Annotated in this window: 18 protein-coding genes and 1 pseudogene; 12 read left to right on the top strand and 7 right to left on the bottom strand. The window is 55.5% G+C overall.

The features are described from left to right. The first annotated feature begins 32 nt into the window (after positions 1–32). The 3 genes from ABD827_RS05395 to ABD827_RS05385 all read left to right on the top strand — a co-directional run bounded on the left by ABD827_RS05395 (position 33) and on the right by ABD827_RS05385 (position 3,879). Positions 33–1,001, top strand: a complete 969-nt coding sequence (locus tag ABD827_RS05395; protein WP_344963072.1) for a 3-hydroxyacyl-CoA dehydrogenase NAD-binding domain-containing protein — start codon at positions 33–35, stop codon at positions 999–1,001. Positions 1,002–1,119: 118 nt separating this feature from the next. Then, entirely contained in the window at positions 1,120–2,793 is a 1,674-nt protein-coding gene (locus ABD827_RS05390; protein ID WP_344963071.1) for a BCCT family transporter, read from the top strand. Between the two features lie 60 nt (positions 2,794–2,853). After that, positions 2,854–3,879, top strand: coding sequence for a GlxA family transcriptional regulator (locus ABD827_RS05385; protein ID WP_344963069.1), 1,026 nt, complete (start codon positions 2,854–2,856; stop codon positions 3,877–3,879). Between the two features lie 23 nt (positions 3,880–3,902). On the opposite strand, the gene ABD827_RS05380 is transcribed toward ABD827_RS05385, so the two are convergent. After that, entirely contained in the window at positions 3,903–5,081 is a 1,179-nt protein-coding gene (locus ABD827_RS05380; RefSeq protein ID WP_344963067.1) for a gamma-butyrobetaine dioxygenase, read from the bottom strand. 414 nt (positions 5,082–5,495) lie between these two features. Here ABD827_RS05380 and ABD827_RS05375 point away from each other — a divergent pair, with 414 nt between their 5' ends. Both ABD827_RS05375 and gbdR read left to right on the top strand, forming a co-directional pair. Then, positions 5,496–7,118, top strand: coding sequence for a BCCT family transporter (locus tag ABD827_RS05375; protein WP_344963065.1), 1,623 nt, complete (start codon positions 5,496–5,498; stop codon positions 7,116–7,118). Between the two features lie 509 nt (positions 7,119–7,627). After that, complete coding sequence (gbdR, locus tag ABD827_RS05370; RefSeq protein WP_298717659.1) at positions 7,628–8,680, top strand: choline metabolism transcriptional regulator GbdR; 1,053 nt, start codon at positions 7,628–7,630, stop codon at positions 8,678–8,680. A 117-nt stretch (positions 8,681–8,797) separates the two neighbouring features. Here gbdR and ABD827_RS05365 read toward each other — a convergent pair whose 3' ends face one another. After that, positions 8,798–9,088, bottom strand: coding sequence for a GIY-YIG nuclease family protein (locus tag ABD827_RS05365; protein ID WP_239552696.1), 291 nt, complete (start codon positions 9,086–9,088; stop codon positions 8,798–8,800). 441 nt (positions 9,089–9,529) lie between these two features. Here ABD827_RS05365 and ABD827_RS05360 point away from each other — a divergent pair, with 441 nt between their 5' ends. From ABD827_RS05360 to etfB, 6 genes are all read left to right on the top strand, one after another. Next, positions 9,530–10,510 (top strand): dipeptidase, encoded by a 981-nt coding sequence (locus tag ABD827_RS05360; protein ID WP_344963059.1) that lies wholly within the window; start codon positions 9,530–9,532, stop codon positions 10,508–10,510. Between the two features lie 29 nt (positions 10,511–10,539). Then, the gene (locus ABD827_RS05355; RefSeq protein WP_344963057.1) at positions 10,540–11,070 is read left to right on the top strand and encodes a DUF5943 domain-containing protein; all 531 of its coding nucleotides are present in this window, start codon (positions 10,540–10,542) and stop codon (positions 11,068–11,070) included. Positions 11,071–11,273: 203 nt separating this feature from the next. Beyond that, complete coding sequence (dgcA, locus tag ABD827_RS05350) at positions 11,274–13,334, top strand: dimethylglycine demethylation protein DgcA (RefSeq protein WP_344963055.1); 2,061 nt, start codon at positions 11,274–11,276, stop codon at positions 13,332–13,334. 45 nt (positions 13,335–13,379) lie between these two features. Continuing rightward, on the top strand, positions 13,380–15,347 hold the full coding sequence (locus tag ABD827_RS05345; protein WP_344963053.1) for a (Fe-S)-binding protein: 1,968 nt from the start codon (positions 13,380–13,382) through the stop codon (positions 15,345–15,347). Further along, positions 15,340–16,590, top strand: coding sequence for an electron transfer flavoprotein subunit alpha (etfA, locus tag ABD827_RS05340; protein WP_344963051.1), 1,251 nt, complete (start codon positions 15,340–15,342; stop codon positions 16,588–16,590). The genes ABD827_RS05345 and etfA overlap by 8 nt, the downstream gene beginning before the upstream one ends. Further along, positions 16,580–17,368 (top strand): electron transfer flavoprotein subunit beta, encoded by a 789-nt coding sequence (etfB, locus tag ABD827_RS05335; RefSeq protein ID WP_344963049.1) that lies wholly within the window; start codon positions 16,580–16,582, stop codon positions 17,366–17,368. Before etfA ends, etfB begins: the two co-directional genes overlap by 11 nt. Positions 17,369–18,149: 781 nt before the next feature. Here etfB and ABD827_RS05330 read toward each other — a convergent pair. The 5 genes and pseudogenes from ABD827_RS05330 to ABD827_RS05310 all read right to left on the bottom strand — a co-directional run bounded on the left by ABD827_RS05330 (position 18,150) and on the right by ABD827_RS05310 (position 22,645). Further along, a complete protein-coding gene (locus tag ABD827_RS05330) occupies positions 18,150–19,277 on the bottom strand; it encodes a hypothetical protein (protein WP_344963047.1) in 1,128 nt (375 codons plus the stop codon). Then, positions 19,274–20,290, bottom strand: coding sequence for a hypothetical protein (locus ABD827_RS05325; protein WP_344963045.1), 1,017 nt, complete (start codon positions 20,288–20,290; stop codon positions 19,274–19,276). The genes ABD827_RS05330 and ABD827_RS05325 overlap by 4 nt, the downstream gene beginning before the upstream one ends. Then, positions 20,287–21,507: a hypothetical protein gene (locus ABD827_RS05320; RefSeq protein WP_344963043.1), complete on the bottom strand. Its 1,221-nt coding sequence runs from the start codon at positions 21,505–21,507 to the stop codon at positions 20,287–20,289. The genes ABD827_RS05325 and ABD827_RS05320 overlap by 4 nt, the downstream gene beginning before the upstream one ends. A 69-nt stretch (positions 21,508–21,576) precedes the next feature. Next, positions 21,577–21,753: pseudogene (locus tag ABD827_RS05315) on the bottom strand (IS3 family transposase); the annotation flags it as partial. A 175-nt stretch (positions 21,754–21,928) separates the two neighbouring features. After that, positions 21,929–22,645, bottom strand: coding sequence for a hypothetical protein (locus ABD827_RS05310; RefSeq protein WP_344963041.1), 717 nt, complete (start codon positions 22,643–22,645; stop codon positions 21,929–21,931). Positions 22,646–23,312: 667 nt separating this feature from the next. On the opposite strand from ABD827_RS05310, the gene ABD827_RS05305 reads away from it, so the two are divergent. Then, positions 23,313–24,077, top strand: a complete 765-nt coding sequence (locus ABD827_RS05305; RefSeq protein WP_344963039.1) for an NAD(P)-binding domain-containing protein — start codon at positions 23,313–23,315, stop codon at positions 24,075–24,077. Positions 24,078–24,348 lie beyond the last annotated feature (271 nt).

The raw sequence follows: 24,348 nt of genomic DNA, 5'->3' as shown, positions 1-24,348 counted from the left end.
CACAGCACTCAACCCTATTCGGAGCAAATACCATGACTCGTCCTCTACCAACTGAAGTTACCAAAGCCGGCGTGCTCGGCACCGGTGTTATCGGCGGCGCCTGGGCGCTGCATTTTCTGAGAATGGGCATGGACGTGGTCGCCTATGATCCGGGCCCCAATGCGCGCGAAAAACTGCTGGCGATGGTGGAGCAAATCTGGCCGACCATGCAGAAGCTGGGCCTGCGTGAAGGCGCGAGCCCCAGCCGGCTGCGCTTTGCCGACAGCCTGGAAGAGCTGGTCAACAGCGTCGAGGTGATTCAGGAAAGTACGCCGGAGAATCTGAATGCCAAGCGCGGCCTGTTCGCCGAACTCGACAGGCTGGCCCCGCCCGACGTGGTGATTATTTCCAGTACCTCGGGGTTTGCCATGACCGACATGGCCGTCGAGGTGCAGCAGCAGGCCGATCGCTTTGTGGTCGGTCATCCGTTCAACCCGCCCTATCTGGTGCCTTTTTGCGAAGTCTGTGGCGGCGAACGCACCAGCCAGGACGTGGTTGACTGGACGGCGGCCTTCTACGAGGCGATCGAGAAGCAGGTTGCCAAGATGGACAAGGAATTGCCGGGCTTTATCGGCAACCGCTTGCAGGAAGCCCTGTGGCGCGAAGCGCTGCACATGGTGGCCAACAACGAATGCTCGGTCGAGGATATCGACAAGGCCATCGCCTATGGGCCGGGTCTGCGCTGGGCCATCATGGGCCACTGTCTGACCTATCACCTGGGCGGCGGCCAGGGCGGCATGGCGCACCTGCTGGATCACTTCGAGGAATCGCTGAAAGAGCCATGGACCCGTTTGGATGCGCCTGAACTGACACCGCAGCTGAAAGACGATATGGTAGCCGGCTGCCTGAGCCAGGCCAATGGTGCCTCGATCAATGAACTGATCCAGGAGCGGGACGACTGCCTGATCCGCATCATGCAGACACTCAAGGAATATCGCGACGAGCAGGGTATTCGTCGTTAACACACCTGCAATGGGGCAGGGTTAAGGCCCCATTGCCGTTTATCACCAACATCAAGGAGGCTGTTTATCCATCGAGCAATACAAGGACCCGTATTATGGCTTATCGGAGACAAACAGAATGTCTATAGAACAACAACTTGCAGATAATCACGGTCGTTTCAAGACCGATGTCCTGGCCCGCAAGGGCCTGTTCAAGGGGATGCACAGGGGAATGACGGTGGCCTCGGCCGCGCTGGTGCTCGCCTTCGTGCTCTTCACCGGCTTCAATACCGAACTGGCCAGCAGTATCTTCGGCACCGCCCGCAGCTGGATTGAAACCACCTTCGGCTGGTACTACCTGGTCACGGTGGTGTTCCTGATCGCGACCTGCTTCTACATCGTGTTCAGCCGACATGGCAGCACCCGTCTGGGCGATGACGACACCCGACCCGAGTTCAGCAATTTTGCCTGGTTTTCGATGTTGTTTTCCGCCGGCATCGGCATCGGCATCCTGTTTTTCGGTGTCGCCGAGCCCATCTTCTATCTCGACAACAGCGGCGCCTTTGGCTACCCCAACAATCCCTACGCCGACATGGCCGGCGCCACCGGTCTCGGTTACGACCGGGCCGTCGATGCCCTGCGCGTTACCTTTTTTCATTGGGGCTTCCACGGCTGGGCGGTTTACGTCATCGTCGGCCTGTCGCTGGCCTATTTTGCCTACCGCAAGAAACTGCCGCTGGCGCTGCGTTCGGCCCTCTATCCCTTTATCGGCGATCGCATCTATGGCCCCATCGGTCATGTGGTGGATATGCTCGGCGTACTCGGCTGTGTCTTTGGCGTCGCCACTTCGCTGGGGCTTGGCGTCAGCCAGATGTCGGTCGGTCTGGAACGGCTGATCGGGGTCGACCCGGGTATCAACACCCAATTGGTGCTGATCGCCCTGATTTCCGTGATTTCCATTCTGTCGGCCGTGTCGGGCGTTCAGCGCGGCATCAAGATCATTTCCGAGTGGAACATCATTATTTCGGTGCTGGTTATCGGCTTTTTCCTGTTCGGTGGCCCGACCGCCTGGCTGCTGGGCATTTTTGCCGAATCCCTCGGTGATTACCTGGTCAACTTCGTGCAGATGGGACTCTGGTTCCCCGAAGAGGAAGGCCCTGCCAGCTGGCAGAATGGTTGGACCGTGTTTTATTGGGGCTGGTGGTTGGCCTGGGCACCCTTCGTCGGTCTGTTCATTGCCCGAATCTCCAAGGGCCGCACCCTGCGTGAATTCGTGCTCGGTGTGCTGCTGGTACCGACCCTGGTGATCTTTGTCTGGCTGGGTATCTTCGGTGGTACCGCGCTCTGGCAGGAACTGAACGCCGCGGGCGGCCCCGGCAATGCGGGTCTGATCACGCTGGTCAATGACTGGAACCTGCCGGCCGCGCTGTTTGCCAGCTCCGATGGCATTGCCGGTGAAGGCACCCTGGGCTGGATTATTTCGGCGCTGATGGTGTTCCTGCTGATGAGCTGGTTCGTCACTTCGTCGGACTCCAGCACCCTGGTACTGACCACCATACTGTCGCTGGGCAATGAAGAGCCGCCACAGCTGTTCCGGGTATTCTGGGGCATAGTGATTGGTCTGGTTGCCGCCGTGCTGCTGCTGGCGGGTGGCCTCAGTGCCCTGCAAACGGCGCTGATGGCCGCGGCCCTGCCCCTGAGTCTGGTCATTCTGGCCATGACCTGCGGGGTGCTGACATCTCTGTGGCAGGACTCGGGACAGATCCGCGCCCCAGGCACTGTGCCCGGAGTCTCAGAGCCCCAGAACGACTGACGCCAACCGGGCCTGCGCTGCACTTACTTTACGTAGCGCAGGCCCGTTTCAGGAGTTCACATGCAAGCATCCACACCAACCGGGACGGCGGCGAGCAATCCCGCCGCCGTCCCGCCCATATTGCACCCCGACGACGACGGCGTTATTACCGTCTCCTTCCTGCTGTTGCCGGAATACGCCATGGTGTCGCTGCTGTCGGCGATAGAGCCATTGCGCATCGCCAATCGCCTGGCCGGGCGGGAGCTTTATCGCTGGCAGTGCCTGAGCGAGAATGGCCAGGCCGTGATGGCCAGCAATCAGATGGCGCTGCAACAGCATCTGGATATGCACGCCGTCGACACGCCGCGCAACCTGTTTGTCAATGCCAGCTTTCACCCCGAACGTCATCAGAGCCGCCACCTTATTGACTGGCTGCGTCGGCTGAACCGGCGCGACTGCCTGCTGGGCGCGCTGGATACCGGTTGTCACCTGCTGGCTCGGGCCGGTCTTCTGAAAGGGCATCGCGTTACCCTGCACTGGGAAGCCGTACCGGCGTTCCAGGAAACCTACCCCGACATCCTGATCAGCCCGGAATTGTTTGAAATCGGCCGCAATCGCATCACCTGCGCCGGCGGTACCGCCGCCACGGACATGATGCTGCACCTGATCCGGCAGCAATCGGGCACCGCATTGGCGCTGCAGATTTGCGATCAGTGCATCAAGAGCGGCATACGGCCGCCTTCCGATCGGCAACGCATCGGCCTGCCGCGACAGCTCAATATCCATCATCCACGGCTGATCCGGGTGCTGGCGCTGATGGAACAGCATATCGAAACACCGCTGACCCCGGCGGAACTGGCCAGTAGCGCCTTTATCTCGCTGCGCCAGCTGGAACGGTTGTGCCGGCAATTTCTGGATACATCTCCCTCCGCCTACTACCTGACGTTACGTCTCGAACGGGCCCGACAGTTGCTGCAGGAGACGGATCTGAGTGTCTGCGAGGTCGGCAGTGCCTGCGGTTTTATCTCGGCGTCCGGTTTTTGTCGCAGCTACCGGCGTCACTTCAACATGACGCCCGGTGAACAGCGACGCCGTGGCGCCGGCTGATCCCCAAACCTGCATGGAGAAATTTACAGGGTGCGCTCCAGTACCCGGATGCGGGACAGCAACTCGTCACGATCGACATAGCAGCCCTGCAGGTGACGCTGACCCTGCTGCAGATCAAACGCCTGGCGGGCATGCAGCACGCGGCGGTTGTCGAACACCAGCAGGTCGCCGGGCAGCAGACGGTATTCAAACTGGAAACGGGGCTCTCGGGTCAGGCTGATAAAGGTGCGGTAGGCGCGATAGTGCCGCATGACCTGATCGGCCGGCACATCCAGCGGACCGCGCAAAAAATTGGCAAAACGCACCTCGATAACCGTGCCCTGACCGTCGAGCACCAGCGCCGGCCCGCGGAAACGGTAATCGCTGTGGCGATCCTTGTTGTAGAAGTCCATCGGCAGGCTGCTGAGGGCATCGAAGTCGTCGGGATACTGTTCACGCATGTGCTGGGCAATGCGAAAGCCGTCCACCAGAATCGACTCGCCCCCGAGAGCGTCATTTTTAAGACAATGCAGAAACTGTAATCCCGGCTGCAGTTCCCGCGTAGGCAAGTCGGTATGCAGCGGCAGACGCAGGTTGGTGTAGGCGGCGGTATTGGCGTCGGGTTTGGAACGCACATCGAACAGGGTGCCGAAATTGGTTTCCCGGATAAAAGAGATACGAGCGGCCACCTGCTGCAGCGTGCCGGGCGTGGTATCCGTGTTTTGCAGCAGGGAAATGCCGGCATCACGCAGCTGGCGCAGCCAGCTCAACAGCACGGCATCATTCTGCATCATGTCGGCGTAATCGTATCTGGCAAGACGGGTTGTGATGGAGTCTTTATCCCAGATATCGGGTTGCCATTGTCGGGCCTCCCGGGCCTGTTCGCTGTAGCAGTGGCTGCGTAACCAGCCGGGATGAAAGCGACTGACATGACCGTCAGTATCCCACTGGATATGCAGATAGCCTTCGTCCAGCTGCGCCTCTACCGGCCGAATAGACAACGGCACATCACAAATCTCGAACAGCTGCTCCCGGGTCAGGGACGACACGCAGCTGGTGCACGGGCAATTGTCCCGCAGCCACAGATAATGAAATTCGCTCTCGTGGCCATCGTCCCAGACCAGACGCAGAGAGTCCGGCCCCGTCTCGATACTCAGCGGCTGGTGGGTCACCGGATACGTGCCGTAGCCGGCGATGTCGAAGGTGGCGCTGTTGTCAATCATGTGGGGGTCTCCAACCTGGTGGCAGCTGTTCGGGTGACAGCATTGGCGACCATGTTAAGGCGAAACCCCGGTACGGTGATGTTGCCAGGTCGACAGGCTATAGGCATCAGGCGACAACCCGGGTGTCGGCAGATATGGCTCCAGTGGAGGATGCAGGACATTGCCCAAATAGATCACTGCCTGTCATGTCGCACTCGGAACAGTCGGTGGGCAGCAGGACGCCCAGGCATAAACCAATGTCGTATCGGGCATATTTCATACAGGGTTTAGCTGTTGTTATAGAGGCCGGTTTTTGCTCATAACGACAGCCCACTGCCGTTATGGACAAAATCTGTACCGGCAAGCGGCGGGCCTTCAGGATCTTAGGCCTCCGTTGCCGCTAGATGTTTATTAACCCGACGGAGATCTTGTCCTATGTTAGGCAAAGATGGACTTTTGAAAGGAATGAGCCCGGCGGCGACGATCAGTTCCATGATTATCGTTACCTTGTTTGTAATGGGAGGTGCCTTTTTCCCCGAGGCGGCCGCCACCCTGTTTGACGGCATATCGGGAGCGCTCCTCACTCACTTCAAATGGTATTACATCGCCATATTGTCGTTGATGCTGGTGTTCTGTGTGGTGCTGGCCTTCAGCCGTTTTGGCAGCCTGCGCCTGGGAGCCGATGACTCCCGCCCGGAATACAGCCTGGGTACCTGGTTTGCCATGTTGTTCAGTGCCGGCATGGGCACCGGCCTGGTGTTCTGGGCGATTGCCGAACCCATCTACCATTTTCAGAGCAACCCCTTCATTACCGAAGGCATGACGCCGGAGGCGGCCGAAGTGGCCATGCGCCTGACCTTCTTCCACTGGGGCCTGCATCCCTGGGCCATCTATGTGGTAGTGGGTCTGTCCCTGGCCTACTTCTCCTACCGCAAGGGGTTGCCACTGACCATTCGCTCCGCGCTCTATCCGTTGATCGGTCAGCGCATCTATGGCTGGATGGGTCACACCGTGGATACCCTGGCGGTGTTCGGTACCATCTTCGGGGTAGCGACCTCCCTCGGCTTCGGGGTGTCCCAGATCAATACCGGCCTGAATCACCTGTTCGGCATGGAAATCGGTACCAGCAGTCAGTTGATCCTGATCGCGGTGATCTCGCTGATTGCCACCGTGTCGGTGCTATCCGGACTGGGCCGGGGCGTAAAATGGCTGTCGGTGATCAACATGTGGTTGAGCGCCGTCATCCTGCTGTTCCTGCTGTGTTATGGCCCCACCCGTTACCTGCTGCTGAGCTATGTGCAGGGCCTCGGTGATTACCTGACCCATGTGGTTGGTCTGAGCACCTGGACCGATGCCACCAAAGACAGTCAGTGGCAGTCCTGGTGGACGGTATTCTACTGGGCCTGGTGGATGTCCTGGTCACCCTTCGTCGGCATGTTTATCGCCCGCATCTCCAAGGGGCGTACCGTGCGCGAGTTTATCTGCGGCGTGATGCTGGTACCGACCCTGCTCGGTCTGCTCTGGCTGACCCTGTTCGGTGGTACCGCCCTCTATCTGGAGCTGAACCATACGGTCACCAATGCGGCCGGAGAAGCGGTCGCGGCCGTGGGGCAGGCCGGTATCGTGACGGCGGTGGCTGATGACGTCACCTCGTCGCTGTATGCGACCCTGGAGCTGCTGGACGGCGGTACCATGGGTACCCTGGCTTCGGTGCTGGCAACCCTGCTGGTGGCGCTCTACTTCATTACCTCCGCCGACTCCGGCACCCTGGTGGTGACCACCATACTGTCGCTGGGCAATGAACATCCGCCGCGCGGTCAGCGGGTGCTGTGGGGCGTGGCGGTGGCGGCGGTGGCGGCCATCCTGATGCTGGCCGGTGGTCTCAAGGCAGTGCAGACCGCGGCCATTATCGCCGCCTTCCCGTTCTCGTTCGTTATCCTGGTAATGATGTGGGGCCTGTACCGCGGCCTGCACGAGGAGGTGCCGGTCACTCAGCCGGTGACGGTCGACACACCGGTCACCATAGAGGTGCCGGTGAAGGTGCCGCCGGCATCCTGACCGGTCATTGTTACCCTCATCCTGAGCGACATGAAATAAGGGGCGAAAGCCCCTTTATTATGCCTGTTATCGAAGCCGTGCTGCCCCCGGTTGGTGCAGTATCGGCCGTTCGGGCAGGCAGGATCGTGAAAAGTGACGATTTATTATAAAAAACCCTCGGCAAACAGCTGTTTGCCGAGGGTTTTTTTATCTTTTTTGAGCGTAAGAGAGTGGCGCGTATCTTGCTGGTGAGTAGTAAGGGAAGGTGTGATGTTTTCAGGCGCTTCCGGGGCAGGGCGGTGGCAACCGAGTCTGTGAGTTTGGCCACGATGACGGAATTATCATGGCTTGGTCACAAGTTATCACCGAACGCCTGAAAATTGCCGCTCTACAGGTTTCCGAAATCTCACTTATGGTATATGTTTCGCAAATGTGTTTATTTATTATTTAAATGAGCACTTTTTGTTATCGAGTTGATGTCGTGTTAACAGGATCCCGGTGAGATATTGCAGGGACCAGGAGCAAGCGCAATGAGCCAGATACAACGTGTTGGTTTCCTACTGATAGATAACTTCACCATGATTTCCCTTGCCTCGGCCATCGAGCCGCTGCGCATGGCCAATCAACTGTCGGGCAAGCCGCTCTATGAATGGGTGATGCTGACCGAAACCGGGGCACCGGTGCGGGCCAGTGATCATTTGCTGGTAACGCCGGATCACAGTATTCAGGACTGCGGTCATCTGGACATGATGATCCTCTGTGGTGGGGTAGGAGTGGTTAATGCCCGCAGCCGGGCCTTGCGTACCTGGGTGCAGCAGTTGGCCAGGCGCAAGGTCAAGCTGGGGGCGGTCTGCACCGGCAGTTATTTGCTGGCCGATGCCGGCGTACTGACCGGCTATCGTTGTACCCTGCATTGGGAATACATGGCGTCGTTCAAGGAAGCTTTCCCCAAGCTGGAAACCAGCAGCGCCCTCTATTGCATAGACCGGGATCGGCTGACCAGCAGCGGCGGAACCGTACCGATGGACATGATGCTGCACCTGATCGAAAAAGAGCATTCCAGCGCCCTGAGTACCGCCATTTGTGACATGTTCCTGTGCGAGCGTATCCGCGAGGGGCAGGAAGAGCAGCGGGTGCCGCTGCGCCATATGGTGGGCACGACCCAACCCAAACTGGCCGAGGTAGTGGCACTGATGGGGGCCAACCTGGAAGAGCCGATCACGCTGAATGAGCTGGCCTGCTACGTGGGCTTGTCCCGGCGTCAGGTTGAGCGACTGTTTCAGCGGCATGTGAAATGTTCGCCTTCCCGCTATTACCTCAACCTGCGCCTGACGCGGGCCCGGCAACTGCTGCGTCAGACCTCGCTGTCCATTATCGACATCGCCACCGCCTGCGGCTTTGTGTCTACGCCCCATTTCAGCAAATGTTACCGGGAGAACTTCGGCGTGCCGCCGCGGGATGACCGCAGCGGCAGAGCCAAGCCCAAACCGACGCTGGATACCCCCATACTGCCGGGTTTGGTCATGAACATGCAGCTGGACATGGCGCGGGGAGAGCCTACCTTCGCCTCGGTGACCCTGTAGCTTTTTCCTTGAAGTGAATTCCCATCTTATCGTCATGCCCGCGAAGGCGGGCATCCAGGGCAGGGAGCATCGGCCTGACCACGGTGTCCGGTCTGCTGGGGCGCATGGACTCCCGCCTTAAATGATGTCGGGCCACAGATCCCGCCAGTCAGGGTTGTGTTCTTCAATCAACCTTAGCTTCCAGGCGCGGTTCCATTTCTTGAGTTGTTTCTCGCGGCTAATCGCTGTGTACATATCCGCATGAAGTTCGAAGTACACCAATATATGTAATGCGTAGCGGGCGCTAAACCCGGCTACTTCTTCCTGCTTGTGTTGCCATATACGCTGTACCAGATTGCTGGTCACGCCAATATACAGGGTGCCGTTTCTATTATTGGTCAGCATGTAGACGGCGGGCTGTTTGGACATGGTGATAACCATTCTGAAAACGGTACTTCCAAGCTTAGCGATAAAATGACAAGCAACCGGCGTTCATGGATCTCGCTCCCAATATGTTTTTCTTCAAGGTTCCTTTTCACCCTTTCACCCTCGTTATGCCTGTTTTTCTTGTCATGCTCGCGAAGGCGGGCATCCAGGGCTGGGAGCATCGGCCTGACCACGGTGCCCGGTCTGCTGGGGCGCATGGACTCCCGCCTTCGCGGGAGTGACGAAAAGAAGTGCGGGAGTGACGAAAAAAGCGTGGAGTGACGTACTTTCGTGGCAGGGGTGACAGTGTCGTCACTGCAGTGACGTTTTTGGCTATGTGGTCGTCGTTTTCAGCCAGTGTACACACAGAGCCGCGGGCTAGACTGCCCTTGAATCCGGTGGTCTCCATGCCACCAGCCACATTTACTCAAGGAAGGTCTGGCCATGCAAAATGCAGCTGAACTACATAACCAGGCGGTCGTGATCGACGGCCTGATCATCGCCAACTGGGGGCGGGAACTGTTTGAAGACATGCGTCGTGGCGGGCTCACCGCGGCCAACTGTACCGTGTCGGTATGGGAAGGCTTTCAGGGCACCGTTAACAACATCGCCGCCTTCAACCGTCATTTCCAGGAGCATGCCGACCTGATCCGTCCGGTGCGCACCACCGCCGATATTCTCAAAGCCAAGGAAGAGGGCCGTACCGGCGTGATCCTCGGTTTCCAGAATGCCCATGCCTTCGAAGACCAGCTGGGTTATGTGGAAATCTTCAAGCAGCTGGGTGTGGGCATAGTGCAGATGGCCTACAACACCCAGAACCTGGTGGGCACCGGCTGTTACGAACGTGACGGCGGCCTGTCCGGCTTTGGCCGTGAAGTGGTGGCCGAAATGAACCGGGTCGGCATCATGTGCGACCTGTCCCACGTGGGTGCCCAGACTTCCAAGGAAGTGATTCTCGAGTCCAAGAAGCCGGTGTGTTATTCCCACTGTCTGCCGGCCGGCCTGAAGGACCACCCGCGCAACAAGTCCGACGAAGAGCTGCGCTTCATCGCCGATCACGGCGGCTTCGTCGGTGTCACCATGTTTGCCCCCTTCCTGAAGAACGGCATCAACTCCACCATCGACGACTATGTCGAGGCCATCGCCTATGTGATGGAGCGGGTCGGGGAAGATGCCATCGGTATCGGTACCGACTTTACCCAGGGTCACGATCAGAACTTCTTCGAATGGCTGACCCACGACAAGGGCTATGCCCGCCGTCTGACCCGCTTCGGCGACATCATCAACCCCGAGGGTATTCGTACCATAGGTGAATTCCCCAATCTGACCGAAGCCCTGCTGCGTCATGGTTTCTCTCCGCGTCAGGTAGAGAAAGTCATGGGCGGCAACTGGATGCGTGTGCTGAAAGACGTCTGGGGCGCATAAGCCATAACAAGGAAGCAAGGAGAATCACAATGTCAGTACATGCACCCGAAATGCCGATTGAAGTGAACAGTGAGACCGGCGTCTGGACCACGGACGCGCTGCCCATGCTGTATGTGCCGCGTCACTTCTTCGTCAACAACCACATGGCGATTGAAGAAGAGCTGGGCCCGGAACGTTACGCCGAAATTCTGTACAAGGCCGGTTACAAGTCTGCCTGGCACTGGTGCGAGAAAGAGGCCGAGTGTCACGGGCTCAGCGGTGATGCGGTATTCGAGCATTACATGAAGCGCCTGTCTCAGCGTGGCTGGGGGCTGTTTTCCATCGAAAACCTGGATATTGCCGCGGGCACCGCCCGGGTACGGCTGGATCATTCCGCCTTCGTCTACCAGTACGGCAAGGTGGATCGCATGGTGGATTACATGTTTACCGGTTGGTTTGCCGGTGCCGTGGACCAGATTGCCGAAAGCCAGGGGTTGTCGGTGCGCACCGTCGCCCGCCAGACCCAGAGTGGCGCCCAGACCGGCTGTGATTACGGCCTGTTCGAGGTCAGCCCGATTTAAGGTGCGCCGCCTGCGCTTGGCGGTAGAAGGTGTGACACGCCGACACGCCGTAAACCCGTCCATGGGGGCTCCACTGCGCCATCCCTGGCGCAGAGGGTCGGCTTAGTCATCACCTTCCACCGCCTGCGTGGTCATCGCGACAGGATAGTAGTTATCGGCGGGCCGGTTGCCGGCCGCCAGACAAGTCAGCAGAGGGATCCAGGATGGGACAGTTCGACGCCTTGCTTCAACCCATGAATATCAACAAACTCACCATCCGTAACCGGGTAGTGAGTACGGCCCATGCCGAGGTGCATGCCACCGACGGCGGCATGACCACAGAACGTTACGTCAAATATTACGAAGAAAAGGCCAAGGGCGGCCTGGGCCTGGCCATCTGCGGCGGCTCCAGCGTGGTGTCCATCGACAGCCCGCAGGAATGGTGGAGTTCGGTCAACCTGACCACCGATAGCATCATCCCCTATTTCAAGAATTTGTCTGAGGCCATGCACAGGCATGGCGCCAAGATCATGATTCAGATCACCCACATGGGCCGACGTTCCCGCTGGGACGGTTATAACTGGAGCACCCTGCTGTCGCCTTCTGGCATCCGCGAGCCGGTGCACCGCGCCACCTGCAAGACCATAGAGCCGGAAGATATCCAGCGTATCATCGGCGATTACGCCCAGGCCGCCCGTCGCGCCAAGGAAGGCGGGCTGGACGGCGTTGAAATTTCCGCCGTGCACCAGCACCTGATCGATCAGTTCTGGAGCCCGCGGGTCAACAAGCGCACCGACGAGTGGGGTGGCAGCTTCGAAAATCGCATGCGCTTCGGCCTGGAAGTGATCAAGGCGGTGCGTGCCGAGGTGGGTCGCGACTTTGCCGTGGGCATGCGCATCTGTGGTGACGAGTTTCACCCGGACGGCCTCAGCCACGACGACATGAAGCAGATTGCCAAGTATTACGACGATACCGGCCTGCTCGACTTCTTCGGCGTGATCGGTTCCGGCTGCGATACCCACAACACCCTGGCCAACGTCATCCCGAACATGAGCTATCCGCCCGAGCCTTTCCTGCACCTGGCGGCGGGCATCAAGGAAGTGGTGACGGTGCCGGTGATCCATGCCCAGAACATCAAGGATCCCACCCAGGCGCAGCGTATTATCGAAGGCGGCTATGTCGACTTCGTGGGCATGACCCGGGCGTACATGGCCGACCCGCACCTGATTGCCAAGGTCAAGCTGGACCAGGTCGATCAAATTCGCCAGTGCGTGGGCGCCAACTACTGTATCGACCGTCAGTACCAGGGGCTGGATGTGCTCTGCATCCAGAACGCGGCGATGTCGCGCGAGTCCACCATGCCGCACATTATCGAGCCCACCACCGGCCCCAAACGCAAGGTGGTGGTGGTCGGTGGTGGTCCCGCCGGCATGGAGGCGGCCCGGGTCAGTGCCGAGCGCGGCCATGAGGTGGTGCTATTCGAGAAGGCGCCCGAGCTGGGCGGACAGATCACCCTGGCGGCGAAAGCCCCCCAGCGCGATCAGATTGCCGGCATCACCCGCTGGTTTGCCCTGGAGCTGGCGCGGCTGAAGGTGGATCTGCGCCTGAATACCGCGGCCGATATGCCGGCCATGATGGCGGAAAATCCGGACGTGGTGATCCTGGCGGTGGGCGGTACCCCCTTCATCGACCAGTACCCGGAGTGGGGCGCAGAAGAAGGTCTGGTGGTCAGCAGCTGGGATATTCTGTCGGGCAAGGTGGAGCCGGGCAAGAATGTGCTGGTCTACGACACCATCTGTGAATTCAGCGGCATGTCGGCGGCCGACTATCTGGCGTCCAAGGGCAGCCTGGTGGAAATGCTCACCGACGACATCAAGCCGGGTGCGGCCATCGGCGGTACCACCTTCCCCACTTATTACCGTTCCCTGTACGAGCGCGAGGTGATCATGTCTTCCGACATGGCGCTGCACAATGTGTACCGGGAAGGGGACAAGCTGGTAGCGGTACTCGAAAACGAGTACACCGGCCAGAAGGAAGAGCGGGTGGTGGATCAAATCGTGGTGGAGAACGGTGTTCGTCCCGACGAGCGGCTCTACTACGAGCTGAAGGCCGATTCCGTCAACAAGGGCCAGATCGATCTGGAAGCCCTGTACGCGGCCCAGCCTCAGCCTAGCCTGTCTCACGAGGGGCAGGGGTATCTGCTGTTCCGTATCGGTGACTGCGTGTCTCAGCGCAACACCCATGCCGCCATCTATGACGCCCTGCGCCTGTGCAAGGACTTCTGATCTGAAGGCGCCGGAGCCTGCTCCGGCGCCATGAGGTAAGCCCCTATGTTTGAGCCTGTGATCCCCTATCTGTTATTGCTCGTCTTTGCCTTAGGCCTCGCCGGGGCACTGCGGCGGGTACGTCTGTGGCGCCAGGGACAGCCCAGCCCGGTTTCGTTCTGGCAGGGTCTGGCCGCCATGCCGAGGCGCTATCTGGTTGACCTGCACCATGTGGTGGCCCGTGACAAGTACATGTCCAACACCCATGTGGCCACCGGCGGCGGCTTTGTGCTGGCGCTGGTGCTGGTGGTGCTGGTACATGGTGTTGGTTTGAAGACCGCCTGGCTGACCTGGCCGCTGCTGGCGGCCAGCCTGCTGATGATGACAGGCGCGTTTTTTGTGTGGCTGCGCCGTCGCAAACCGGCCGCCGAGCTGCCCCATTCCCGCCTGTCCAGAGGGCCCTGGCAGCGCCTGCCCAAGAGCCTGATGGCCTTTTCGGTCGGCTTCTTCCTGGCGACCCTGCCGGCGGCGGGCATATTGCCCGAAGGAACCGGCAGCGGCCTGCTGGCCCTGCTGTTGCTTGGCCTCTGTGTCTGGGGCCTGGGCGAAATGGTGTTCGGCATGACCTGGGGCGGCCCCATGAAGCACGCCTTCGCCGGCGCCCTGCATCTGGCGTTTCACCCTCGTCCGGCCCGCTTCGACGGCGGTCGCGACACCGGCCTCAAGGCGCTGGATCTGAACGCCGACAAGCTGGGCGTGGAGAAGGTGACCGATTTCAAGTGGAACCAGCTGCTGAGCTTCGACGCCTGCGTGCAGTGTGGTCGTTGCGAGAGCAAGTGTCCCGCCTTTGCCGCCGGGCAGCCGCTCAACCCGAAGAAGCTGATCCAGGACATGGTGATCTCCATGGCCGCTCAGGAGGAAGTGACCTATCACGGCAGCGGCCACCCGGGTCAGGAAAGCGCCGCCCGCACCGGTTGCCCCGACAAGCCGATAGTGGAAAGCATGCTGGACAGTCAGACCCTGTGGTCCTGCACCACCTGCCGGGCCTGCGTGGAAGAATGCCCCATGATGATCGAGCACGTGGATGCGGTGGTGGACATGCGCCGTTACCTGACCCTGGAGCGCGGTGAAACCCCGGGCAAGGGCCAGGAGGTGCTGGAAAACCTGATCGCCACCGACAACCCGGGCGGCCTGTCGCCGGCCAGCCGCAGCCACTGGGCGGCGGACCTGTCGATTCCCCTGCTCAAGCAGACCAGAGAGACCGATATTCTGTTCTGGGTGGGTGACGGCGCCTTCGACATGCGCAACCAGCGCACTTTGCGTGCCCTGGTCAAGCTGCTCAAGGCGGCGAAGGTGAACGTTGCCTTCCTCGGTGACGAGGAGCTGGACTCGGGTGATCTGGCCCGCCGGCTGGGCGATGAAGCCACCTTCCAGCGTCTGGCCAAAACCAATATCAACACCCTGGGCAAGTACCAGTTCAACCGTATCGTTACCGCCGATCCCCATGCCTTGCAGTGTCTGGGTACCGAATATGCGGAGTTGGGCGGAGACTACAAGGTGGTGCACCACACCGAGCTGCTGGCCGAATTGCATCAGCAGGGGCTGCTGCAGTTCAATGCCAACGGCAACGGGCGCATGACCTATCATGACCCCTGCTATCTGGGCCGGTACAACGGCGTGTATGACGCGCCCCGTTACCTGATCGATCAGCTCGGGTTTGAACGCACCGAGATGGAACGCAGCGGCTTCCGCTCCCGCTGTTGCGGCGGCGGCGGCGGTGCACCGATCACCGATATACCGGGCGAACGCCGTATCGCCGACATGCGCATGGACGACGCCAGGGCGGTGAACGCCGAGGTGATGGCGGTGGCCTGCCCGCAATGTACCCAGATGCTGGAAGGGGTGGTGGAGCCGCGTCCGGAGGTGAAGGATATTGCCGAGCTGCTGCTGGAGGCGCTGATCGTGCCCGGCTCGCAGCCCGCTGCCTCACCAGGGGTGCAGCAACAGCCAAAGGAGGAAGTGGCTCATGTCTGAACTGAATCGTCGTGATCCGCGCCGGTCGTGGATACTGCGCAACCGGCTTCACCCTCGTCATGATGAGCTGAATGCCGAGCTGAATGGCCAGCCGACCCGCGGCCCGACCGGCCTGCTGCGCAAGAACCCCAGGCCCCAGTGGCAATATGGTCCCAGCGGCCTGCGTCGGCTGGACCGGTTGAACATGAGCGGAGCGGCCGGGGTGACCCAGCTGTCATCGAAGAAACGCAACGAGCAGGTGGTGTTGCCGCTGCATCAGGTAGTGAATCCCCAGGCCTGGATTGCGGTCTGGCTGCAGACCAGCGGCGGTCGCCTCACCAGTCACTGCAAGGACGTGCTGGGCCAGGCCCAGCAGCTGGCGGTAGCCCGGAAACAGACCACTGCGGTGCTGGGGGTACTCTGTGGCGAACTGAAGGAAAGCGTGGAAGGGGCCGGAATCGATCGGTTGCTGCAGGTACAGGGGCCCGAGTACGACGGTTATCAGCCCGAGGCCTGGAGCCAGCTGTGCGCTCAGGTAGAAAACAACCTGAAGCCGCTGTACTGGTTGCTGCCCGACAGCGGCGAGTCCGCCGAGCTGGGTCGTCGTCTGGGCGTGGTTCTGGGCGAGCGGCCGGCTACCGGCGTATGGAAGCTGGAAGCCGACACCCTGCTGGCCAGAAACGGCGCCGGCAAGCGGGATATCCGCCGGCCCTGGTCCCGGGTTATGCTGCTGCTGGAAGAATGCGCCCTGCCGTGCGGCGAGTACCGCTACGAGGCCGGCCCGCTCGAACCGGAACAGAAGCTGGAACTGTCGGCGCCCATCAGCTCCCGACTCGAAGACCTGGGTCAGGTGGCGGTGGATCCCGCCGAAATACCCCTGGCCGAGGCCGAGTTTATCCTGTCGGGCGGCAACGGTGTGCACGACTGGCCCCAGTTCCATCAGGCCGCGACCCTGCTCGGCGCCTCGGAAGGGGCCAGCCGGGTGGCGGTGGACGACGGCTTTATGCCCCGCAACCGTCAGGTGGGGGCTACCGGTACCTGGGTCAGCGCCCGGGTCTATATTGCGGTGGGCATTTCCGGCGCCGTGCAACATCTGCAGGGCATCGGCAAATGTGAAAAGGTGGTCGCCATCAACCAGGATGCCGACTGTGACATGGTCAAACGGGCCAGCCTGACCACCATCGGCGACAGCAGCGAGATTATTGCCGAGCTGATGAAACTGGTCGAGGCCAAATCCGCACAGGAGGTGAGTAATGCAGCCTGATACCCTGAATATTGCCGTGCTGGTCTCCGAGGGCCAGCATCCGGTATCCGGGCGGGCGCGGCGCGCCCATCAGGATGCCTGCGCCCTGGAGCTGGCTCTTTCCCTGCCTCAGTCACTGAACGGCAAGGTGAGCGCCATTCACGCCGGGGATCCCGAGCAGCATGCCCTGCGAGATTACCTCGGCATGGGCATCGATGGCCTGACGGTGCTGAAGCAGACGGCGGAAGACGATGCCCTGGCGGTGCTTTACCCTTACCTGAACGGGCAGCAGCCGGATATCCTGCTGACCGGGGTACGGGCCGAGTGCGGCGAAGGCTCCGGCCTGTTGCCTTACCTGCTGGCCGAACGCATGGGCTGGCCGCTGGTCACCGGCATTGCGGCCATTGAGTCAATCGAGAACGACGAAGCCAGCTTGCTGCAGGCCCTGCCGAGAGGGCAGCGCCGGCGCATCAGAGTCAAGCTGCCCTTCGTCGCCAGTGTGGAAAGCGCCGCCGCCGAGCCCCGGCAGATTGCCTTTGCCAGGGCCCGGCGCGGTAACATAGCGCGGTTGACCCCGGCCACCGAAGCCGACCTGGCGCGGGCCGAGTGGACCCTGTCGGCAGCCAAGTCCCGGCCCAAGCGACTCAAGGTTTCGACCGCCAAGACCGCCGCCGACCGCTTCAAGCAGGCCACCGCCAAGGCCCAGGGCGGCAAGGGCCAGATCATCCGCGATGATCCCCAGGCCGCCGCCAAGGCCATCTTTGATCTGCTGGTAGAGGAGGGGGTATTACGCAAGTAGGGTGAATAAAGTTTGTCTTGGGGAAGACAATGCAAAACGCCGGCAAATGCCGGCGTTTTTTTATCGTCATTCTCGCGAAGGAACGTCATCCTCGCGAAGGCGGGGACGGGAATCCAGGGCAGGCGGCACCAAACCTGGCCCCGAGCACCGTCATCCCAAAAAAGCCGACCCAAAACCACCACCAAACCTCGACTTTCACACAGCCAATTTGGTATCTCTGCAAAGGTCGGACAAAGGGCCCGCTCCCCCGACACGCCGTAAACCCATCCCTGGGGGCTCAGCCGCGCCATCCGTGGCGCGGATGGTCGGCTGAGCAGATCCCTTTGCCCTCCCTGATGCCAGGGAGTGGCCTGTTGGCGTCGCTTATACCTGCGGACTGCCCATCGTCATTCTCGCGAACCACCCTCGTCATTCTCGCGAAGGCGGGAATCCAGAGCAGACAGCACCAAACCCGGCCTCGTGCACCGTTATCCCCAAAAAATCTGATGCCAAAGAGTGGCCTGCTGGCCCGCATGGGCCTGAACGAGTTGTTGGAAGGATAGGCAGCATTCCGATATTCGGTTACCTGTTCGACTTTGACTTCAAGGTCAACCGGTGGAATATGCAGTTGATGGAAAGGTATTTTTAATGAGTAGGGTAGGGGAATAACGCCGCCAACACAGGCGAGCGTCAGCGAGTCCAGCCAGCTTGCTGGCGTTTGTGATTGGCCTTGTTATGAGTTTCAAGCAAACAACTAACATGGGTGGCCTGTTAAGCTGAGGGTGTTAATATGGGGGGCTGGTTAGTCGTTTAACTTTTTTAACATAAAAATTACATGATCTGGCATACCATCCGTTTCTAACACTGTAATTTCCTTGAGGTGACCATCAAGCAGTTTTATTTGACCAGCCCATAATGCAAAAAGGAACTCCAAGGAAGCTTCACCTTGAGGGTTATCCCAGTTTTTAATAATTGAAATAATGATATCTGTCATTTGACGACTGTAAATCTCATCAACAGCATAATTTAACTCAATAGGTTTTGCTGCTCTTAATAAACAAGCTTGAATTACGCCATCATTATAACGATCAAAACAGACAGGACTAATCAATGTCGAATGGTAAGTCGTCGCTAAGCCGCTGTCACTCCTCATCCTTAAATCATGCAAAATGGCTTGAATTGTCCAATACACGTCTGCTTGACTTGAGTCTTGTGTTCTTAGTTGCAACCCTCCCCAAAATGCAAAAGTCTCCCTCAATTTCAATGGTTGACCTGTCGCCGATGTTAAAAACAAATCATCAGAGGATGCCACCTCAAGAGTCTTAGCCCTAGCGGCCAGTAGATTTGGTAATTTCTCCGAGGTGTCAGATAAAGGATTTTCAATCTCACTGAAGGCTGAAAGTTTCTCTTTTTCTATATCCCATACCGATTTACTTTTTTCACTAAATCTAGGTAGGTTGCAACTCCTTAAGACGACAAGCTCGAACCCGCCAAAACATAAATCTGTTTTAAGCTGCTCAAACGATGCTTCGTTCGGTAATTTCGAGAAACCTACAAAGTAAGTGATTGTAGCTGACTTCAAAATTCCACGAAGTTTTCTTGCCGTTGCAAGCAGTTTTCTTCCTGAAGTTATCGCACCAGCCACCACAAATACTGACTGGCTATCCTTCAGAGCTTCTTCACTAATATCAGAGAATTTAACCCACTTAATAGTTTCATCATCAATTTCTGCACGAATAATTTGTGTTAGTGCCCACGAGCCCTCATCATCCAATGAAATAACGGTTTGGATGTCTCTAGAAAAATGCTTATTGAGCTTCTTTGTAAGCGTACTTTTAAAAGAAGCAGGACAAGGTTCAAGCAACTTGTTTATATCAATATAAAAATGTTCTTTCTCCCAATCACCACTTGGTGAAGTATCAAACTTCAAAAGTCCCTTAACGGCGAATTCCTTAAAGAAATTTTGACGTTTAGAATCGAAATCGACTTTTTTAATGACCAATAACTCATGTTTAGGCGTTTCAGGTAAAAACTGTTCTCCTTCAATTTGAATAACCTTTGAACCCTGTTGACAAAATTTACAATGCTCTTGTGGTACTGAAGTGATACCTGACTCCACAACATTCGATATATCAAAGAGCCCACGTTGGTCAGTAGGTATATGTGAAAAAATAAAGTTAAAATGTTTTCAGGTGAGAATGCGGTATCACGAATGAGACTTTTAACTAAGCCACCACTAGTAGTCGCAGATATAATCACCAAGCTGTCTGGACTAGTAACAAAGCCAAATGGCTCTTTAAAAACTGAGTATGATTCAAAGCTTTCTATTATAGGCTGCTGATGCTGAAATTTTTTTGACAGCTGTACTGCGATGCTGATTAAGAATGAAATTGATGAGGTGTCAACATATATTCTTTTTATATTATCAGTTAAATGTGGCAATAAGCAGATAGCTAAAAATGCGACCTCTACGCCTGATGTAAATAAATTAGATGCTCTAATAAACTTATCACAATGGTCCCCTGATGGTTTGGCAAAGTGATAACTAGGTGAAGACGTAATGAGTCCTTTTCTACTTTTAAAGATTTTATTGGCCCCAGCAAGCATCATTTCACTTTTAAATAATACAGCTCCGCCTTCTATTACTGTTGTAATATCACCATTTTTATCAACAGTGATGAATTCCAACTTATCCTCAATAGCACCCACAAATGATTCAAATTCAGAAGCAAACATCGAATTCGAAATAATTCCATCCGCTACGCTATCAGTTATTCCATAGCCAATAACTACAACGTCACTTGGCACTAAATTCAACATCACATCTTCTTTGATTTCTTTAATCAACGATGATACTTCAATGTCGGAATGGCAAAATAACACTAACGATTGCTTTGTTTCTTGGCTTTTTTTTATAAATCTAAATGAAAAATAACGGCTCATTTTGAACTCTCCGTTACTTTATCTTTATCAGTAAGTGGTATTAAAATGGTAATAGATACACCCGTGGCATTGGCTTTTTTAGTTATATGTTCAGTGCAGTGTTTCTGTGAATCCCAATCCATAAATTCATAGGTATCACTTACTTGCTCAACAAAAGGCTGCCCAACAAAATCCCTATATAAAGCTAACCTATTACTCCTTACCCTCATAAATCCGTTTAAATGAGTGAGATTTGCCATCACTGCCGGTAAACCATTGCCTTTAACTAAGTTGTTTGAGGACGTGCTTCTAAATTTAAAGCATTTTTTAAGTATTTCATACTCTTCTGAAGTTGAGATTTGATCCAGAATCCCATCATTAGGATTATCTGCAAGCCAACGACCGCAATAGCCTAACCCTGCATCAACAATACTTATTTCAATGAATCGATTAGTTGAACGATTAGTACTCTTTAACGCAGCGAGATAGCCTTGTAAGGCTTCGTCATTTTTAATTGAGTTAGACACTGCATCGTCAGTTAAATTAATGCCATAGGTATAAATAAGCCTAGTTGCTGGCTTTAGCCAAGTATTTCTATTCTTATCTCGGCTACCATGTTCATGAGTATTGAAAAATAACTCATAAAACATGCGGCCTAATTCACTCACATTCTCCGCTTTAGGAAGGACGCCCCCACCAGCAACAATTGAGGACTTTATCACCATAGAGCTAATTATATTTGTTATCTGCTCTAAGCTTTGTGGGGTAGCATGTTGCGTTGGTGAAGACAGATAGAAATTACGATCAAACCCCTTGGTACTATGGTCAACAAAGGAATACCAGCAAAGGCGACCGTGCTGTTGACCATAAGAATGCTCAGGCTGATGTTCTATTGCTACTTTGGCTAAACTGTTTACTGCTTTTCTCACATCTAAATTAGATTCGATATTTAAATTTGCCGTTTTAGCCATCATTGCTGCTGTAAACTTATGTGGCGATTTAACTATATTCTCTAATTGTTCTTCAAGCTCAGCAGAACTTGCTTTAATTACCAGCTCTCGTTTGTCATTAAAACTAGCCCAAGTATTCACAGCCTGAATTGCTGCAGCGTAGCCTCCAAATGCAAGATCCTTTGACGATATAGACAGCGCTAACTTTTTATTACTTTGTCCTTCACATATTTTGGATATGACATCCTCAATTTTCTCTATCGTTAGAGAAGATGGCAGTGTGACCATGCTTACTATTCCCTTATTTTTAGTTTTGATTTTGGCTTACAAGTTATCGCACTAAACCTCATGTAGTGGTCAACTATTTCCGGACAGTAAATTAGATAGACTCTCAGCGTTTGCAGATGCTATACCATAATTGAATTGATGTGGTCTGCCCCAGTTGTAATAATCCATCAGATAAAAACTAATATCTCGCCGTGCTTCTAATTTAGTCATGTAGCCAGTGACTGGCACCCATTCATATTTTAAATTTTCTGGAATTACTAGCCTTTCTGTAAACTTTTAATCCAAAAAAATACTGCCAATCAGAATATTGCACATACTCTCCAGTGAATATAACGCCCAATTAACAAGCAAAAAATTGTTGGCTAAAATAAGCGACGAAGGAGCAAAAGCCAACTGTTTTTTGTCCTTTTTGAATTGCTTGTTAGCTCAACAACTCACTTTTAAAGCCTAGTTCTCGCAATAAAAGCCTACCAAGTGGTGCTATTTTGAATTGTTTAGTCTTAAGTTTTACACCTCTTGATGAAGTATCCATATCATATTCTTTTTCCAATAAGCCTAGAGCCGTCAGGTGCTCTTTATAGCTTTTTTGAAGTGTTGACTTATCAAATTCACTTTGAGATGACCCCATATGAGCAGCGATTGGTTCGAGGATATGTTCATGTTTTTTGGTGAAATCATCGTCGCGACCGTAACAAGGATCGAGGTAAGCCCTTAACCAAATTACTTCAATATCATTTATTTCACCTAAGATACGCAGTAAATGTTTTGACTCAAAATACTCAATATCACCTGAAGAAATGCTATTTACCACGAGTGAAGATATATAGTCTCGCCTATCATCTGAAAGAGATTTGGATGCTTGAATCAAACTTTCTTCAACCAAATCCGTGAAATTTTCGTTAGTCAGGTTACTTCTTATAACCGACTCTTCTAGGATTTCTAGTTTCCGTTGTAAAGATTCTGCAAATTTTACTATCCTTTCTATTCGCTGGTTTGGAATAACAGAGCCAGCTATTTCAGATAACAATGAACCTGCAAATGGAACCATACCTAAAGCAGATTTTGCAGCGGATGCAACATAATCGCTTCTACTTGGCTCTAAATTAATTTCCTTTTCATTGGTGATAGAATCTTCCACTAAACGTCCTTATATACTATGGTGAGCTAACATTTTAATAGTGCGCATGCGCATATTTCTTCCACCAAGCTAGTTTTCTTTTGTTTACAAAATATTGATAATAAAAAAGTTATCAGTAATTTACTGTATGTGGTGGTGAGCAAAAACACGCATGCGCGTTATCAGCAACAGCTTGCGCACTATCTTCTCTTCCCTACCCGTAACTTTTTCATATCATGAGTGTTTTTTAGCCTGCTCTGCTGTACACGCGCATGCGTTGTTGATAGTACGCACCGTTCCAGTAGTCTCGCCAATACACTGTGTAAACCACCAGCTTATTTGCCTCGACCACGCTACCGCCCTTCGCTGTTCTGGGGCTTAAGCGCATGCCCGGCCTACTTGTTTGGGTCCATTTTTGTCGTGTGAGACTGAAAAGGCAACGGAAAAGAGCACTTTGCGAGGCGGGCGTATGAATTTGGTTGGATTATGGCCGTTTGTGGGGGGCTTGCCGTGGTGGTATGAAGGTCCGCACTGGACCCCCGCCTTCGCGAGGGTGACGTTTCTTAGCGAGGGTGACGGCTTTACGGCGAGTCGGCAGAGTGGGTCCATTGACATGCCAAGGTCGCAGACGGAAAAATAGCTAATAACCGGATGTTTAAAATGTCCTGAAAACGATAGGAAGCGAAACATGACAACCAACACACTCGGAATTCTGGGGGTCGGTCATCTGGCCGCCTACACCGTCACCGGTCTGCGCAAGAGTGGTGATAAAAGGCCGATCACCCTGAGCCCGCGCAATGCCGAAGCCTCGGCGTTGCTGGCCGAACGCTGCCAGTGCTTGGTTGCCGGCAGTAATCAAGAGGTGGTGGATAACAGCGATATCATACTGCTGGCGGTAAGGCCGGAGAGGTTGAGCGACCTGCTGGAGGGGCTGACATTCAAGCCGGGGCAGCTGGTTATCTCGGTGATCGCCGGTGTTACCTTAGCGCAGTTGCGGCAATATCCGGCACTGAAAGAAGCCACCCTGACCCGTTCTCTGCCTCCCGCCAGTGTCGAGGTCTGTGCCGGACCGGTGCCGCTGTTCCCTGCCAACGCGGCAGCCGAGCAACTGCTTGGCAATATCGGCAAGGTCATAGTGCTGGAGTCGGAAGCCCTCTTCGATGTGGCGCTGGCTCATGGCTGCCTGCATGGCTGGAGTTATTTTCTGGTGCAGCAACTGATCGACTGGAGCGTGAGTAGGGGCATGGACAAGCAAACCGCGCGGGACATGGTGGTGCACTCAATCGGCAGTGCCATCGAACTCGCCGAATCCCGTCCCGAGCTCGACTACGGCGACATCGGTAACGCCATTGCCACGCCAGGCACCTTTACCCTGAAGGGCATTGAGCAGATAAAGGCAGAGAATGGCTTGCAGGCCTGGAATGACGCCATGGACGGTATCTGTAAACCGTAATAAGACCGGGTCAACAGCCCACGCCGGAGCGGACCCTTTGTCCGATGTTTGTATTGAGATGAAATAGATCGATTTCTTAATCCGATTGGTATCACTCGGCCAACACCATCAAGAATCGAGCAAGAGATATCAGTAATACAGCCTAAAAGATGTGGTTCTGTCGTCATTCCGCAGGTCCTCTCTTGTCATTCCCACGACGGCGCTGAGGGATCCCCAAAAAAATAGGCAGACATGGTAGATTTTCTCTTTTGTTAATCGCCAAAAAAACAAA

It is taken from the genome of Oceanisphaera sediminis (assembly GCF_039539745.1).
In the GTDB taxonomy this organism is placed as follows: domain Bacteria; phylum Pseudomonadota; class Gammaproteobacteria; order Enterobacterales; family Aeromonadaceae; genus Oceanimonas; species Oceanimonas sediminis.
The sequence above is the reverse complement of the archived record's forward strand: the minus strand, read 5'-3'. Positions and strand labels throughout refer to the sequence as shown.

Coding starts and splice junctions, on each gene's coding strand:
- ABD827_RS05395 (WP_344963072.1), top strand. CDS start 33: ATGACTCGTCCTCTACCAACTGAAGTTACCAAAGCCGGCGTGCTCGGC.
- ABD827_RS05390 (WP_344963071.1), top strand. CDS start 1,120: ATGTCTATAGAACAACAACTTGCAGATAATCACGGTCGTTTCAAGACC.
- ABD827_RS05385 (WP_344963069.1), top strand. CDS start 2,854: ATGCAAGCATCCACACCAACCGGGACGGCGGCGAGCAATCCCGCCGCC.
- ABD827_RS05380 (WP_344963067.1), bottom strand. CDS start 5,081: ATGATTGACAACAGCGCCACCTTCGACATCGCCGGCTACGGCACGTAT.
- ABD827_RS05375 (WP_344963065.1), top strand. CDS start 5,496: ATGTTAGGCAAAGATGGACTTTTGAAAGGAATGAGCCCGGCGGCGACG.
- gbdR (WP_298717659.1), top strand. CDS start 7,628: ATGAGCCAGATACAACGTGTTGGTTTCCTACTGATAGATAACTTCACC.
- ABD827_RS05365 (WP_239552696.1), bottom strand. CDS start 9,088: ATGTCCAAACAGCCCGCCGTCTACATGCTGACCAATAATAGAAACGGC.
- ABD827_RS05360 (WP_344963059.1), top strand. CDS start 9,530: ATGCAAAATGCAGCTGAACTACATAACCAGGCGGTCGTGATCGACGGC.
- ABD827_RS05355 (WP_344963057.1), top strand. CDS start 10,540: ATGTCAGTACATGCACCCGAAATGCCGATTGAAGTGAACAGTGAGACC.
- dgcA (WP_344963055.1), top strand. CDS start 11,274: ATGGGACAGTTCGACGCCTTGCTTCAACCCATGAATATCAACAAACTC.
- ABD827_RS05345 (WP_344963053.1), top strand. CDS start 13,380: ATGTTTGAGCCTGTGATCCCCTATCTGTTATTGCTCGTCTTTGCCTTA.
- etfA (WP_344963051.1), top strand. CDS start 15,340: ATGTCTGAACTGAATCGTCGTGATCCGCGCCGGTCGTGGATACTGCGC.
- etfB (WP_344963049.1), top strand. CDS start 16,580: ATGCAGCCTGATACCCTGAATATTGCCGTGCTGGTCTCCGAGGGCCAG.
- ABD827_RS05325 (WP_344963045.1), bottom strand. CDS start 20,290: ATGAGCCGTTATTTTTCATTTAGATTTATAAAAAAAAGCCAAGAAACA.
- ABD827_RS05320 (WP_344963043.1), bottom strand. CDS start 21,507: ATGGTCACACTGCCATCTTCTCTAACGATAGAGAAAATTGAGGATGTC.
- ABD827_RS05305 (WP_344963039.1), top strand. CDS start 23,313: ATGACAACCAACACACTCGGAATTCTGGGGGTCGGTCATCTGGCCGCC.